The sequence below is a fragment of the Shewanella waksmanii genome, assembly GCF_043643685.1.
GTDB lineage: Bacteria > Pseudomonadota > Gammaproteobacteria > Enterobacterales > Shewanellaceae > Shewanella > Shewanella waksmanii_A.
In genome coordinates this window covers 201,077-216,601 of sequence record NZ_JBHZSN010000001.1, presented here as the reverse complement: position 1 = coordinate 216,601, position 15,525 = coordinate 201,077, and the positions used below count along the sequence as shown (strand labels likewise).

Below are 15,525 nucleotides of genomic sequence, written 5' to 3'. Positions count from 1 at the left end.
TTAATTCAAAATAATTTTGAGTATGCCTAGCCCGCCCCCACGTGTGTAATCGTGGTGGTTGTAATAATGGTGGTAATTACAAGATTAAGGCTAAACATATAAATTCTTCGACATCCAACTTTGGGTTGCTAATCTGACTACAGAATTGCTTTTTTTATACCCGACTGTCAACCCCCTGATTTTAAAAATATAAGGTTTTGCTTGGTTAACATCAAAATCATCAACTGTGCAGCAGTGGACACAAGTTACCATAACAAAAAGCCTACCTTCAGACTTGTATAACTACAAAGTTACGTTAACGTAAAAAGAGAAAAGCTTTATTAGCTGCTGTTTTAACTAACAATAAATTCACACCAACACAATTACCCATCAAAAACGAAGCAGAAGCATTGCTCAGCGGCGTTATGATGCTAATGGCTTAAAACCACGAGTTTTCATCAGCTATGACCACATTCGCAAGATAAATAAACAATCAAAAAATATGAAAATATATTCAGGAAACAGTGTTCTCTGCAGCGAATCTATTAAATCGATATCAAATAAAACCGACAAATAGTGCTATTTTGCTCGCAAATGCGGTAGCAAATCATCGCCAAGCAGATAAAAGCAGGCTAGAATGCCGCCACATTCAGATTTGGAGTCATTATGAAAATCACTCAACATACTGCAGTTAGCATTCATTATCGCTTAACAAACGCTCAAGGTGAGCTTATTGAAAGCTCGTTTGACGCTGAACCTATGCTATATCTTCATGGCGCTGAGAACATGATTCCAGGTCTTGAGGCTGCACTAGAAGGTAAAGTCGCTGGTGATAAATTAGAAGTTAATGTCGATTCAGAGCAGGCATATGGTCCATACCATGATGGCTTAAAGCAAGAAGTGCCATTAAGTGCTTTTGGTGATATCGAAGATATCGTTCCTGGCATGCGTTTTATTGCAGAAACTGAAATGGGCCAACGTCCAGTTCAAGTAACTCAAGTAAACGACGATACTGTCACCGTTGATGGTAATCACCCATTAGCAGGTCAAGCATTAACCTTTAACGTTGAGGTGTTAGAAGTAAGAGCTGCTACGGAAGAAGAGATTGCACATGGTCATATTCATGCCCATGGTAGCTGTGGTGGCCATGAACACAGTCATGAAGGCGGCTGCTGTGGTGGCGAAGGTCACGATCACGAAGGTGGATGTTGCAGCGATAACAGTGACCAGCCCGCTAAAGAGGGTTGTGATGGCAACGGCGGCTGTGGTTGTAAGCACTAATACCAACACGTCTTAATGCTCGCTGTATAAAAATTAGCCAGCCATTATAAGATATCCGTCTAAACCGATAAGCCCATTAATCCAGCTTATCGGTTTTTTTGTTTTATACTTAGAAGATCGACCAAATGCAGTAAAAGGAATTGAAGGATACAGGGATGATCGCTAAATCAATTTATGAAGTGCTGCCATACAGCTACCTAACCCTAGGCGGCTCCAGCATGTTAGTGTTAGAAAATACCTTTGCCGTTATCGCGGCTTTGGTGATTTTTATGATGGGTGCACGTGTATATAATTTGCGCTCCAAAAACCGCCGTACTGACCCTGTTCGCAAACGTAAATCCCGTGGCTTGCCTGAGTCTCTCTACGATTTACTGCCGTTTATTTATCTGTGTACTGCTTTTTTGCTATTTAGGTTCTACCCACAAGGTGCGGGCCCCATTTTAGGGATCTGTCTACTGACCTACTCTTTTTATATCTTGTTACGTCGGATCAGTTATCGACAACATAAAATACCGGCAGAAAATAACATCATGTAGCAACTGGGCATTACAAAATTAAAGCTTGAATACTCTGACGCTGCTCAGGCGTCATATGCTTGAGATAGTTTGAGCAGCGGGTAATAGTAGCAATACTCACTTGATATTGTGCGGCAATTTGTCGCTGGCTTAATTCGCCTTGCAATAAAAGCTGAAATACTTTCAGTCGTCCAGCTACTGCACTGCGCTCATCTTCGGTAAGTAGTAGTTCGAATAGCTCTTGCAGCGATTCACGCTGTTGCTGCTGTTCAACTTTTTCAACCACTTGCTCCCACTCTGCTCGCATATATATTCTCGTACTATTACATCATGACAGCGAGTCTACCAAGTTTAATGGGACTTTAATATGCCGCAGATAACAAATTGCCACCACCACTATCGCTTTTTGTCCCTCAGACGCAATTTGTTACCAAGTATTTAGCTAGGCTTAGCGCCAAAACATTTTATCAAAAGCCTATGTTTTCGCGGCTTACACCCTACCTAGAAAGATATATCTACGAAATCGATAGGGATTTACCAAGTAAATCGTAAAAAAGCTATGGAGTCGATCAGATATTTGCGCATAGAATATCGGAGCAACATCACATAACCATAAAAATCGTGAGAGTAATCAGATGAAAAAGCAGATGAAACTAGCCCTTATCACAGCAGCAGGTGCGTCGATATTTGCCGCAGCCGTTCAAGCCCACAACTTTAAAGAGCCTGAAGACGCTATCGACTACCGTCAATCTGCTTTCAGCCTTATTGCCTATAACTTTGGCGATATGGGAGCTATGCTCAAAGGTAAAAAACCTTTTGATGCTGAAGTGTTTGCTAGCCGTGCAACCAACGTCGCTGCATTAAGTGTGATTCCTGCCGAAGGCTTCATCGCGGGTTCAGATAAAGGCAACACCGAAGCACTTGCAAAAATTTGGTCTAACAAAGCCGATTTTGACGAAAAAATGAAAACCTTCCAAGAAAATGCTGCAAAGCTTGCTGTAGTAGCACAATCTGATGATAAAAGAGCGATCAAACAAGCATTTGGCAATACTGGCAAAAGCTGTAAAGGCTGTCATGACGCCTACAAAAAAGACTAAGCCTATTAACCTTAATCGGTCTCGGTAGCAATAAAAAGGGCGTTCATAATGAACGCCCTTTTTAATTAAATTAATTGCTGCCAAACCGGTAGAATAAGCCAAGTTGTAATCGGTATTGCCAAAGTCACAAACACAATAATTGCAATAACAAGACTTCTAAACGATAACTCCACATGGCGATCAAGTTGCTTGTAACCGGTAACCATCGCTGCTACCAACTTCTCCCCTTTAAACCGATGCACGATGACCGCTAATACATGGACAGCGCTTAATACCAATATTAGGTCAAAATTCTTTTTATGTAGCCATGTCAACCAGCTACTAACTTCTGACGATACCGAGGCATATAGTGGCCCTTCGGTAAAAATATCATCGGTAGCAAACAAGCCGCTGATCAGCTGCAAACACACTAATGTGATTAACGCCACCACCATATATCCACCAAGTGGATTATGTCCTACGGCAATAGGCGCCTGTTTATTTTTAACTTGCTTGGCATAATTGAAAACAACTTTGGGAGAATGGACAAAGTGTTTAAACTGCGCAGTTTCGCTACCAATAATTCCCCAAATAATGCGAAAAGCTAACAACACCATCAAGCCGTAAGCACAGATCTGGTGCCACTCCATTTCTCCCTCTGACGCAGTCCAATAAAGCGCGGCAAGTAAACATAACATGCCCCAATGGAACACGCGGGTTGGGATATCCCACACTTTAGTTTTGATTGGAAGTTGAGTTGACTTAGATGATGGTTGCACGCTATTTCTCACATCGAATATGGGCTACGGTCTTCGATGATATTTCAAGCAAATCACAGGTGCAATGTAAACCTGAGACTTAGGGTTTGAATAACACGCTAACTTACAATGTAAAGGGAATTTAACTTGGTTTGTACGGAAGTGATACTGCAGTTATTCATTCAAATATGAAGCTATTACCTGCTCAATTCAAGACTTTTTACAGTGTCTTTTGCCAAAATTGTCTAGATGATCAAATAAATTGCTGTCGTTTATTATGGACAACTAAATCATGATCTAGATCACAAAATAACATTGGGGAATTGGTAGTCTGAACTCAAGGAAACAACAAAAGGTACGACATATGATAAAGATTACCAGTAAAGATCTTGAAGTCACCACTCCTATTCGTGAACGTATCGAGAGCCGCCTTCGTAAACTAAGCCGTCGCGACGTTCAACTGATAAATCCACATGTGATTATTGTACAAGAGAAGCAGCAGTTCATGATTGAAGCTTCAGTTGGTATTCCAAGTAATAAGCTGTTTGCTCAAGCAAGAGATAAAGATCTTTATGCGGCAATCAATTCAATGGGACAAAAACTCGAAAAGCAATTAAATCGAGTTGTCCACAAACCCGAAGCACAACGCCATATAACACCAGTGCTTCAAGAAGAGCGCATCGACACTGACCTTGAAGAAGAGGAGTACGCGGCCTAATACGCTTTAATGCGACTGCGGTACCAAGTTGAACCATCTGGTCTAAAAGCAAACTTGCTTAGACACCGCGTAAACCGCAATATCAGCTTGGATTACCGCAGCCACTTTTAACAATCTGTTCTATACTTAAAACAGCGTGCAAGCAACGGTTAGGCCGCTTAAAAGCCCAAACAGTCCGCAAGCACCATAACAACAGAGGCGCAATACACAGAGGTTTTACTAGTATCAGCTTGTATCGTATGGTGATTTTTAAAGCCCTAAAGAGTGTAGATACCAACACATAGGGATATTTGCTACTAAGTAGCCCATCACCACCTAGCCACTTTGCTTCGATTGCGAACGGTCAATACTGCTCATTACAATCAAGCCATAGATTTTGCGAGGTATTTACGATTTATTATCCATGTTACTTGTTCGGTTTACGTGGTAGGTGAAACATCACGCCCAACACAAACAGTGCTAAAGGGATAACCGCTAGTGAACTAGCTTAATCACCTACCCTTATTTAGAGAGGCTAATACCTGCCGCGAGCAGTGCCAGCCATTCAGTTGAGGGATAAAGTCTGATTCACAAGTTAATGCTTATTAGCTTGTCACAACATCCATAAGCGCACCAACTTGGTGCGCTTTTTCTATGATATCGGCAAAAATTGTCTTCTCAACGCCAGAATACATAATGAAACAGGAATTATTCTTCATCTGCATAATTTTTCATTGACACCCAGCAGCCAGCAATTTAATTTGAATGGATGAAAATGTTAATTTCATTTCTTTTTACTTTCTTTTTTATTCCCCCCTTTTAGGGAGGCGGATTTTCGGTGTAAAAACGAAAGTGAAAATTCCAAGCCTCCCCTACGGGAGGCTTTTTAGTATTTAGCGAACCATTAAAGAATTGTAGTAGAGGCCAGTATGAGCAAAGCACAACCCTTGAGCCACACTCGGGACCAGATCACCGCATTAGATAATGAGCTGCTTGCGCTGCTAGCAAAAAGGCGAGACCTAAGTATTCACGTCGCAAAAAGTAAAGAAGTCGATGTTCGACCGATTCGTGACACACAACGTGAAAAAGAACTACTTGCTCGCCTAGTTAAACAAGGCCGTGAACAAGGACTTGATGCCCACTATGTCCTTTCACTGTATCAAAGCATCATTGAAGATTCTGTTCTCAATCAGCAAGCCTACCTACAAAGCCGAGCCAATCCAGATCATAAGAAACAGCAATATTGCATCGCTTACCTAGGCGCTAGAGGTTCTTATTCTTATTTAGCCGCCAACCGCTACTGCGACCGCCGTCAAATCAACATGCAAGACCTAGGTTGCAGCAGCTTTGATGAAATTGTCCATGCGGTTGAGTCTGGACATGCTGATTATGGATTCTTACCGATTGAGAACACCTCGTCAGGTTCTATCAACGAGGTTTACGATGTACTACAGCACACTAGTTTAGCCATTATTGGCGAGACCACCATCGAAGTGGGCCATTGCCTACTCGCTAAACCTGGCGCACGCCTGGCTGACATCACCACGGTCTACGCTCACCCCCAACCTATAAGTCAATGTTCGCGCTTCTTAACTCAATACCCTAACCTCAAACTCGAGTATTGCTCTAGTAGTGCTGAGGCTATGGATAAAGTGATGCAGGCTGACAGTGGTAACGTAGCCGCAATTGGCAGCGCAGAAGGCGGCGCACTGTACCAGCTAGAGGCGGTAGCCAAAGAGCTTGCCAATCAAAAAATCAACCAAAGCCGCTTTATTGTTGTGGCGCGTAAATCTATTGCAGTACCCGAACAGCTATTGGCAAAAACCACTCTGATTATGGCTACGGGACAAAAACCGGGCGCCTTGGTAGAAGCGCTGCTGGTACTTAAAGCCCATGATCTAAATATGAGTAAACTGGAATCGCGTCCAATCCCTGGTACGCCATGGGAAGAGATGTTTTATCTGGATCTTGAAGCCAATTTAGCCAGTGAAGCGATGCAATCAGCATTAAAAGAGTTAGAGCGCATTACTCGCTTTATTAAAGTGCTTGGCTGCTACCCATGTGAGACGGTAGACCCAACCCAGTTAAGTAATAGCCAATTAATGATAGAGCCTAATACCAGCCGAGAGCAGCAGGTTAAAACAGTCTCTAAGGTTTCAGAGCAAGCGCGTTATAGTAAAGCGTACAAACAAACGGCGACCCAAATCGTCAGTGGTCAATTACAAATTGGGGAACAGCAATTTGGTGCTATTGCCCACTTAACCTTGCCGCAATCACCAGAGCTATATAGTCAACAAGCTAAACAGATTAAAGAAGCGGGCTTTCAAGCCGTCGTTGTTGAAGGTATTAGCCGCCAAAGTGATGTCACACGGAATCTCGCCAGTTTAAAGCGTGGACTAGACCAGTTCGGGCTGGAAACAATCATCGCAATTGAACATGAAAGTGAGTTAAAGCTTGCTACTGAGTTTGCTGCCATCGTCATGCTGACAGGTAAATTAATGGGTAATAAATCATTACTCAAGCAAGTCGGTTCACTGCATATGCCCATTATCCTAGAGCGCAACACCATGGCCAGCAGCGACGCATTCCTCAATGCTGCAGATCTCATTTTGTCCCAAGGAAATCAGCAATTAATTCTGTGTGAATCTGGGGTACGTACCTTTAACGACGATGCGATGCCCGCATTGGATCTTTCAGCACTGGTGAGTATTAAAGCGCTCAGTCATTTACCGGTTATTGTCAATCCATGCTACGCCACCAATCAAGAACAGGTGCCTGCTGTGGCCAAGGCTGCCAAACAGCTGCAAGCTGACGGCATCATGTTAAACCTGACAGAAACAGACGGCACACTAGAGCAATGCCTACATCAAAGTGCACAAACGTTAACTTCGCTATATAGCAAAGATTAATACCAATCGGTATAACACCCCATAAAAAAGGAGCCATTTCGGCTCCTTTTTTACAAACTTCATACGCGTTATTTTGCGGTATGTTTTTTAGTCATAGGGCTATATGGTTATACGGCCATGTCAGCAACGCTCTTTGGTAGCGTTATATCCGCTTACCTTCAATCAGCACTAACCAGCCTTTGACAAGGCGGTGACAGTACCAAAGCAATGCCAAACTTGCCAATCCATAACTCAACCACACTAAAGGCAAGATATAGCTCACGGCTAACATCGCCAGAGTTGCGACGATAGACCAACGCTGCCAGCGGATATGACTATATAAAATTTCACCAACTAAGCTAGGCTTTTGACAATAGTTAATCATCAAACTGACTAACGGCGGTAAAAACAGCACCGGAAACGCCGCCATTAAGCCATAGAGCAAATGGCCAAGGCTTAAATCATTTATTACCGCATTACCTGAAGAAGTCGTAAGCATTGCAGCGCTCCATTAAAGAAAAGAGGTTAATCTCTACTTTAACCATACTGCCAACCTTGGCAATGCGCAAATATTAAAGTTCAACTAATGCATCAGAGCGTAGTTGTGTTGAGCATGCTAAAACAAAACCTTGCTCAATTTCTTCGGGGGTTAATGCCATTTGACTGCTGGACTCAACCTCCCCTTTAACAACTTTACACTTGCACGCACCGCAAACCCCAGCGCGGCAAGCAGCAATGATAGGTAGCCCCAACTTTTCAATGCCCTCTAACAAGCTTTGTTCCGCACTTAGATCCACCTTTTTATCGCTAATGTGTAGCATAAACGGTTTAGCTTCCTGCTCGGCTGCTTGGTTAACCGTCGAAGTGGGTTCACCACCAAAGCTCTCTTGGTAATAGCGCTCCATATCGAAACCCGCTTCAATAAGTGCACTTTTTACCGCTTGCATATACGGCGCAGGCCCACATACAAAAATGGTTCTAGATTGATAATCAGCGACTTGATTCGCTAACCATTCAACACTAAATCGACCTTCAACGACAGCGGTACCATCTTGCAGCTCACCCTCTTCCAGTGAATAAGCTAAATTAAAATGTTCATTAACGTTATCAAACTGCTTTAGATCAGCATGAAAAATCAAATCTCTTGGTGATTTAGCACTGTGAAGAAAGGCTATATCACTGCCTTTTTGAGTATCTTCAAGCCAACGGCACATGGAATACATAGGCGTAATACCGCTACCAGCACTCAAAAACAGGTATTTTTCAGTCTCAATGTCAACCAAATTGAATACACCATCAGGTCCGGTTGCCAGTATCCGATGGCCTACCTGTAAGTGATCAGCCAAATAGTTAGACACTAAACCGTCTGAGATAGTTTTAATCGTTAATACAATAGAATAGGGTCGAGACGGTGAAGAAGAAATAGTATAGCTTCTGCCAACACGCTCACCATTAATGTCAAGCAACAAGGTAATAAATTGACCTGGCTTAAACTGAAATTTTACCGGTTGTTCAGCTTGAAAACGGTAACTAATCACATCATGGGTTTCATGCCAACGCTCAACACAGACAAGCCTTACCTCACCATGCTGCCATGTAGCAGAATTCAACAACTGGCTATTCATAACCTATGCCCTTCAGGTAAAAGAAAAAAACGCCCACCAGAACAGTGGGCGCTGACACACTAAGCGACGTTCAAAATGTCATTAAGATCGGCATCGACAGTGGTAGTCGTTTTTAGGCCAAACTTATCTTCTAGCGCCTTAACAAGATTAGGCGTTAAGAAAGCCGGTGGTGTTGGACCTGTACGGATGTTCTTCACCCCAAGTGACAACAACGTAAGTAAAATAACAATCGCCTTTTGCTCGAACCAAGACAGTACAAGACTTAGTGGCAATTCATTGATTTCACATTCAAAGACTTCAGACAATGCGATAGCCAACTGAATAGCACTATACGCATCGTTACATTGGCCAATATCAAGCAAGCGTGGGATGCCGTTGATATCACCAAATGCCAGTTTATTGAACTTATACTTACCACAACCTAAGGTCATAATAATGGAGTCTTTCGGCGCAGACTTGGCAATATCGGTAAAGTAGCTACGCTCATTCTTATCACCATCACAACCACCAACCAAGAAGAAATGCTTAATAGCACCATTCTTGACGTTTTCAACAACAGCAGGTGCGGCTTCCATTAGCGCATTACGTGCAAAACCAATGGTGATCATATGTGGGATTTCATCGTAAGCAAAACCATCTAATGCTAAGGCTTTTTCTACAACAGCAGAGAAATCATCACCTTCAATGTGTGTCACACCAGGCCAACCAACAATACTACGAGTAAAGATTCTGTCACCGTAATTACCGACGTTCGGGTCAATAATACAGTTAGAAGTCATCACAATTGCACCTGGGAAATTAGCAAACTCTTTTTGCTGGTTTTGCCAAGCACTACCATAGTTACCCACTAAATGCGGGTACTTCTTAAACGCAGGGTAAGCTAGCGCAGGTAACATTTCCCCATGAGTAAATACGTTAACGCCTTTACCGGCTGTTTGCTCAAGGATCAGTTCAAGGTCTTTCATATCATGGCCAGATACCAAGATAGCCTTACCTTTCACTGCCACCGTGTTGACTTGTGTTGGCTCAGGGTGGCCAAATGCACGGGTTTCACCGGTATCAAGCATCGCCATCACACGATAATTTAATTGGCCAATTTCCATCGCCGTAGCGAAAAGCTTGTCGCCATCAACTGAGTCAGAGCCTAAAAATGCCATAATTTTATGGAATTCACCCGCTACTTCTGCGTCAGTTTGATCCAGAACTCGTGCATGCTCCATATAAGCTGCTGCACCTTTCAAGCCATAAAGGCATAGTAAGCGCAATCCAATAATATCTTCATGTACATCTTGATGACCACGATTCGGAGCTGCGTCAACCGCTTGGGTTAGCATTTCTGGCTTAGCCGTTGCTAGTACAAGATTAGCTGCTGCAATCATGGTTTCTGGGGTTTTGCCCGCTTCCACACAAGCTGCTTCATATTGGGCTTTAAGGCTGTTTCGATATTCATGAGCCTGCTGCGCATACTCAATTAAGCGGTCATCATCGAAGTTAACGTTGGTTAACGTAGAGAAAAATGCTTTTGGAACAAAGGTATCAACGTCTGGGTCAATAATGCCAAACTCACGCGCTTTTTCTGCATACGCTGACACACCTTGAAGTTGATAGATAAGTAAATCTTGCAGGTCTGAGGTATCGGCCAACTTGCCACACATACCTTGAGAGTAGCTACAGCCATTTCCAGCTGGGGTTCGAATTGTCTGCTCACACTGAATACAAAACATTTTACGGCTCCTATTTTTAATCATGCTTTTTATTTGCATGTTTTAAGGAGAGTGTACTTTGCAACACCGTCAGTGCTAAGCACTTTCTTGAATTTATCGACAAAACTATGAGTTAGATCAAATTAGCAATGTCGAATTCAAAGCAGAAAAATATAAAGTAAAAGATACTTATCAGATAGTTAGTAATAATAGAAATAAAAAAGGGAGCCTTAGGCTCCCTTTTCAATAACAAGTTAGTTTAGTTGGTTTTCATGTCATTAACTGACTGCAGCATCGCGCGACTCTCTCGCTGGAATTGCGGTGCAAAGTCACCAAACCACTCAGCCACTTGTTTAAACTGGTCAATAAAACCTTGTCTGTCACCCTGTCTTAGCATGCTCAACGCCTGACTGTAATTATCTAAATAGTCACCAATCGCTACCATGCTCTCCTGTTGAGCGAAAATAATATCGGCATAGAGCTCCGGACTTTGCGCAAACAGCCGTCCAACCATTGCTAGCTCAAGTCGGTAAATCGGTGAGCTAAACTGCAATAGCGCATCGATATCGGCTTCTTCGCGATAAAGGTTTAGACCATAAACAAACGACGAGAAGTGACGCATGGCCTGAACCAGCTGCATGGCTTTATCATGCTTATCCGCTTCGGCTTCAACCAATCTCGCGCCCCAAATTTTAATCTGCTCTAATAGCCAAGTGTAGTGCTCACTGCCTCGGCCATGGCACACAACCACAACCTGCTTAGCTAAACTACCAACATCAGGACCAAACATAGGGTGCAGCCCTAACACGGGCCCTTGATGGGCAGTTAGCATTGCATCTAGCGGCGCAGATTTAATCGACGTTAAATCAGCCAAAATACAGTCATCAGGTAAGTGATTAAGCTGGTTCAATATGACATCACAAGTAATAGAGATAGGCACAGTGACAATCACTAAACCTGCCCCCTCAAAAATACTATCAGCTTGCTGCCAATCGTCTTTATCTAAGCTGCGCACCTCGTAGCCAGATAATGTCAGCATCTGCGCAAACAAGCCGCCGAGCTTACCAGCACCACCGACAATCACCACGGGGCCAAGATCTGCTTTGACCTGCTTGAAGCCTACATCTTTTTCATTCAAATAAGATTCGCGCATCAAACGACGTAAGATATCTTCAATTAATTGTGGTGACACATCCATATTCGCCGCTTCTTCGCGGCGCTTAGCTAACATCGCAGCTTCTCGTTGAGGTGCGTAAATCGGTAACCCTGCACCATGTTTGACCGCACCGACTTGCGCGACTAAATCTAATCTTTTTCTCAACAAGTGCAAAAGCTGTTGATCAACATTGTCTATATGGCCACGTAACTTCTCAAGTTCAGCTGTGGTTTTCTCATTCATCTAAAGACTGTCCTTCACTCATTAACTGCTTTGAGCATATCAAATCTATGGGGTAAAACCGATGCCAATTGTTGAGCCCCTTCACGTAACAAGCTCTCGGTATCTTGCCAATTAATACAAGCATCGGTAACAGAGACACCGTAGGCCAGTTCGCTCATTGGCTTGCTACTGCTTTGATTACCTGCATTTAGATGGCTTTCTAACATGACACCAATAATCGACTTATTACCCTGCTCAATCTGTGAAAACACATCACGACAAACAAGTGGTTGGCGGGTGTGATCTTTATTGGAATTGCCGTGACTGCAGTCAACAACTAGACGTGCATTAAGCTTAGCTCCATGCAGTTGGCGTTCACATTCAGCAACGCTTTGAGCGTCATAATTAGGTTGTTTACCGCCACGTAAAATCACATGACCATCTGGGTTACCCGCGGTTTGTAGCAATGCCACTTGACCTTGTTGATTAATCCCCATAAAACGGTGACCACTTGCGGCAGACTCTAATGCATTAATGGCCACGCCTAGTTTGCCATCGGTGCCATTTTTAAAACCAACAGGCATGGATAAGCCCGAAGCCATTTCACGATGAGTTTGTGACTCTGTTGTCCGCGCGCCAATGGCAGACCACGTCACTAACTCTGACAAGTACTGAGGGCTAATTGGATCTAGTGCTTCGGTTGCCACTGGCAACCCAAGTTCAGCAAGCCATATCATCAGCTCTCTTGCTTGACGCAAGCCTTTCTCGACATCAAAAGACTCATCCATATCAGGATCATTGATCATGCCTTTCCAACCGACAGTTGTACGTGGCTTTTCAAAGTAAACCCGCATCAAGATGTAAAACTGATCTTGTAACTCGTCATGCAAGGTTTTTAATTTCAGTGCGTACTCTTTAGCTGACTCAATATCGTGAATCGAGCAAGGGCCGGTAACAATCAGTACTCGGTTATCACGCTTATGGACAATGTCGGCCACTGTTTTACGCGCATTTAATACGTAGTGATATGCAGAGGTAGATAGAGGGAGTTGTTGTTTTAGCTCACTGGGGGTTACCAGTACTTTTTCCGAACTAATATGAACGTTATTAATTGTGTCTTGCTGCATCTTTGCCACCTACTCTATTACGACTCTACGCGTCATTACGCTTAATTCATCTTGAAATGGTGTAACGCTACACCATTACATTTGGCGCTAACTATGCCTGTGACCGGCAAGTAGATCAAGCGATATTTGGCAATTTAAGTAATATTCATCAAAAATGATTCAAATGTTGCAAGGAAATGTCGGTTTTTTGCGGTTAAATTCTGTTTGTTACAAACCAGCATGGGTATTACACAGAAAACTTTATCGATCAAAAAAGAAAACCAAAAGCGATTAAGCGTGGGGGCTTTAAAAACAAAAACCCGCCTTACGGCGGGTTATTGTGCGAACACTGCATCTAGTTTTACTAATAAGCGGTTGCTTACTTAGCAAGCTTCTCACGGATACGTGCAGACTTACCTGAACGCTCACGTAGATAGTAAAGCTTAGCACGACGAACACGGCCGCGACGCTTAACTTCGATGCTTGAAATTAGTGGGCTGTGAGTTTGGAACGCACGCTCAACACCTTCACCATTAGAGATCTTACGTACTGTGAATGCAGAGTGCAAACCACGGTTACGCTTAGCGATTACTACGCCTTCAAACGCCTGTAGACGCTCTTTACCGCCTTCTACAACACGTACTTTAACTACAACTGTATCACCTGCACCAAACTCTGGTACATCTTGCTTCATTTGCTCATCGTTGAGCATTTTAATGATGTTATTCATGAAATAAACTCCATACTAGTAATAACTGATCAGTCTTTCTCACCATCTTGGGTGGATTTAACAAACTCCGCCAATAGCTTTGTTTGTTCGTCAGTCAGAGCTAGATTTTCAAATAATTCTGGTCGTCGTAACAAAGTTCTACCGAGACTTTGTTGCAAACGCCAGCGTCTAATATGTTCGTGGTTGCCACTTAACAACACTGCTGGAACATCAACACCATCTAAACTCTCAGGTCGTGTGTAATGAGGACAATCCAATAACCCATCAGAGAAGGAATCCTGCTCTGCTGATGCTTGCTTGCCAAGTACTCCTGGCACCAAACGTGAAACTGAATCAATCAAAGTCATCGCAGGAAGTTCACCGCCCGAAAGCACGTAATCTCCTATCGACCACTCCTCATCCACTTCCGCTTGAATAATGCGCTCGTCGATACCCTCGTAACGACCACACACTAAAATCATGCGTTCTGATTTAGCCAATTCCTCGACGCCTTGCTGTGTCAGCTTGCGCCCTTGAGGTGAAAGGTAAATCACCTTTGTGTCTTGTCCCGCAGCATTTTTCGCTGCATGGATAGCGTCGCGTAACGGTTGCACCATCATCAACATTCCTGGACCACCGCCATATGGACGATCATCAACAGTACGATGTTTATCATGGGTGAAATCACGAGGATTCCACGTTTGCAACTCAAGCAGGCCGTTTTTAACAGCCCGACCCGTTACCCCAAAGTCTGTCACGGCACGAAACATCTCTGGAAACAGGGTTACTACCCCTAACCACATCTGTTGTTCCTCGACTTAGAAGTCCGGATCCCAATCCACTAAAATCTGTTTAGCCGTTAAGTCCACCGATTGGATGAACTGCTCGGTAACAAAAGGAATCATTCGTTCCGTTTTGCCAAAGCCATCTTTCGCGTTAGCTTTAACAAGCAGCACGTCGTTCGATCCTGTTTCCACGATCTGCTCAACTTTGCCCATGTTATAGCCTTTGGTATTCACTACTTCACAACCGATTAAATCACGCCAGTAGAACTCATCTTCTGGTAGATCTTTCATCTGCTCCGCAGCGATCGCAATCTCACAGTTAGTGAGCATTTGCGCGCGGTCTCGCGTAGTTACACCTTCAAGTTCAGCAATCAGTGCTTTACCCTGAACGCGCCACTGCAACACCTTTACCTCGCGCCATTCGCCTTGCTCTTTAACCAACCAAGGTGAATAGTCAAAAATATCTTCTACAGAATTGGTATAGCTAGTGATTTTCAACCAACCCTTAATGCCGTGGCTAGAACCTAATTTGCCTAACACGACAGGTGCTTGCTGACTAGTCATTAATCTATACCTTAACGCTATTAAGCAGCAGCTTTAGCGTCTTTGATCAACTTAGCTACACGCTCAGATGTAGCAGCACCGTGAGATACCCAGTGCTCAACACGATCAAGATCTAAACGTAGAGTCTCTTCTTGGCCGCGAGCCAATGGGTTGAAGAAACCAACACGTTCGATGAAACGACCGTCACGAGACTTACGGCTATCTGCAACAACGATGTTATAAAATGGACGCTTTTTTGCGCCGCCACGAGCTAAACGAATGGTAACCATGCGTCTTTTATCCTCTAATGATTTGCTTCTTCATGAAGCAAAAATAAAAACTGGAACCCCGTGTTCGCGAAGAGTCCCAGATAGAAAGCCGGACGATTTTACCTGACTGACCAGCGAATGCAATGTTTTTTGTCTATAAAATAGCCTGCCAAACCCTAACAACACAGTAATAAGCTTTGTAAAGGCATTTAC

16 protein-coding genes and 1 other annotated feature are annotated in these 15,525 nt (G+C 43.4%); of the genes, 5 read left to right on the top strand and 11 right to left on the bottom strand.

Going from position 1 to position 15,525, the window contains the following annotated elements:
• Window positions 1-645: 645 nt before the first annotated feature.
• Together slyD and ACHUFW_RS01020 are read left to right on the top strand one after the other, a co-directional pair.
• Entirely contained in the window at window positions 646-1,260 is a 615-nt protein-coding gene (gene slyD / locus ACHUFW_RS01025; RefSeq protein WP_394200131.1) for a peptidylprolyl isomerase, read from the top strand.
• Window positions 1,261-1,415: 155 nt separating this feature from the next.
• Entirely contained in the window at window positions 1,416-1,796 is a 381-nt protein-coding gene (locus ACHUFW_RS01020; protein WP_394200129.1) for a hypothetical protein, read from the top strand.
• Window positions 1,797-1,806: 10 nt separating this feature from the next.
• On the opposite strand, the gene trpR is transcribed toward ACHUFW_RS01020, so the two are convergent.
• On the bottom strand, window positions 1,807-2,082 hold the full coding sequence (gene trpR, locus ACHUFW_RS01015) for a trp operon repressor (RefSeq protein ID WP_394200127.1): 276 nt from the start codon (window positions 2,080-2,082) through the stop codon (window positions 1,807-1,809).
• Window positions 2,083-2,422: 340 nt separating this feature from the next.
• Here trpR and ACHUFW_RS01010 point away from each other — a divergent pair, with 340 nt between their 5' ends.
• A complete protein-coding gene (locus tag ACHUFW_RS01010) occupies window positions 2,423-2,872 on the top strand; it encodes a c-type cytochrome (protein WP_394200476.1) in 450 nt (149 codons plus the stop codon).
• Between the two features lie 65 nt (window positions 2,873-2,937).
• Here ACHUFW_RS01010 and ACHUFW_RS01005 read toward each other — a convergent pair whose 3' ends face one another.
• Window positions 2,938-3,630, bottom strand: a complete 693-nt coding sequence (locus ACHUFW_RS01005; RefSeq protein WP_394200125.1) for a cytochrome b/b6 domain-containing protein — start codon at window positions 3,628-3,630, stop codon at window positions 2,938-2,940.
• A gap of 343 nt (window positions 3,631-3,973) precedes the next feature.
• On the opposite strand from ACHUFW_RS01005, the gene hpf reads away from it, so the two are divergent.
• Together hpf and ACHUFW_RS00995 are read left to right on the top strand one after the other, a co-directional pair.
• Window positions 3,974-4,327 (top strand): ribosome hibernation-promoting factor, HPF/YfiA family, encoded by a 354-nt coding sequence (gene hpf, locus ACHUFW_RS01000; protein ID WP_394200123.1) that lies wholly within the window; start codon window positions 3,974-3,976, stop codon window positions 4,325-4,327.
• 753 nt (window positions 4,328-5,080) lie between these two features.
• Window positions 5,081-5,197: a sequence feature (Phe leader region), on the top strand.
• A 38-nt stretch (window positions 5,198-5,235) separates the two neighbouring features.
• Window positions 5,236-7,215 (top strand): chorismate mutase, encoded by a 1,980-nt coding sequence (locus ACHUFW_RS00995; protein WP_394200121.1) that lies wholly within the window; start codon window positions 5,236-5,238, stop codon window positions 7,213-7,215.
• 142 nt (window positions 7,216-7,357) lie between these two features.
• Here ACHUFW_RS00995 and ACHUFW_RS00990 read toward each other — a convergent pair whose 3' ends face one another.
• From ACHUFW_RS00990 to rpsP, 9 genes are all read right to left on the bottom strand, one after another.
• Window positions 7,358-7,693: a hypothetical protein gene (locus ACHUFW_RS00990; protein WP_394200119.1), complete on the bottom strand. Its 336-nt coding sequence runs from the start codon at window positions 7,691-7,693 to the stop codon at window positions 7,358-7,360.
• Window positions 7,694-7,766: 73 nt separating this feature from the next.
• On the bottom strand, window positions 7,767-8,819 hold the full coding sequence (locus ACHUFW_RS00985; RefSeq protein ID WP_394200117.1) for an FAD-binding oxidoreductase: 1,053 nt from the start codon (window positions 8,817-8,819) through the stop codon (window positions 7,767-7,769).
• Window positions 8,820-8,878: 59 nt separating this feature from the next.
• A complete protein-coding gene (gene hcp, locus ACHUFW_RS00980) occupies window positions 8,879-10,543 on the bottom strand; it encodes a hydroxylamine reductase (RefSeq protein WP_394200115.1) in 1,665 nt (554 codons plus the stop codon).
• A 238-nt stretch (window positions 10,544-10,781) separates the two neighbouring features.
• The gene (gene tyrA / locus ACHUFW_RS00975; RefSeq protein WP_394200113.1) at window positions 10,782-11,921 is read right to left on the bottom strand and encodes a bifunctional chorismate mutase/prephenate dehydrogenase; all 1,140 of its coding nucleotides are present in this window, start codon (window positions 11,919-11,921) and stop codon (window positions 10,782-10,784) included.
• Window positions 11,922-11,935: 14 nt separating this feature from the next.
• Window positions 11,936-13,027, bottom strand: a complete 1,092-nt coding sequence (locus ACHUFW_RS00970; RefSeq protein ID WP_394200111.1) for a 3-deoxy-7-phosphoheptulonate synthase — start codon at window positions 13,025-13,027, stop codon at window positions 11,936-11,938.
• Window positions 13,028-13,385: 358 nt separating this feature from the next.
• Window positions 13,386-13,736: a 50S ribosomal protein L19 gene (rplS, locus tag ACHUFW_RS00965; protein WP_011864870.1), complete on the bottom strand. Its 351-nt coding sequence runs from the start codon at window positions 13,734-13,736 to the stop codon at window positions 13,386-13,388.
• 29 nt (window positions 13,737-13,765) lie between these two features.
• Window positions 13,766-14,518, bottom strand: a complete 753-nt coding sequence (gene trmD, locus ACHUFW_RS00960; RefSeq protein WP_394200109.1) for a tRNA (guanosine(37)-N1)-methyltransferase TrmD — start codon at window positions 14,516-14,518, stop codon at window positions 13,766-13,768.
• A gap of 15 nt (window positions 14,519-14,533) precedes the next feature.
• Complete coding sequence (gene rimM, locus ACHUFW_RS00955) at window positions 14,534-15,064, bottom strand: ribosome maturation factor RimM (protein WP_394200107.1); 531 nt, start codon at window positions 15,062-15,064, stop codon at window positions 14,534-14,536.
• Between the two features lie 20 nt (window positions 15,065-15,084).
• Window positions 15,085-15,333 (bottom strand): 30S ribosomal protein S16, encoded by a 249-nt coding sequence (rpsP, locus tag ACHUFW_RS00950; RefSeq protein WP_394200106.1) that lies wholly within the window; start codon window positions 15,331-15,333, stop codon window positions 15,085-15,087.
• Window positions 15,334-15,525 lie beyond the last annotated feature (192 nt).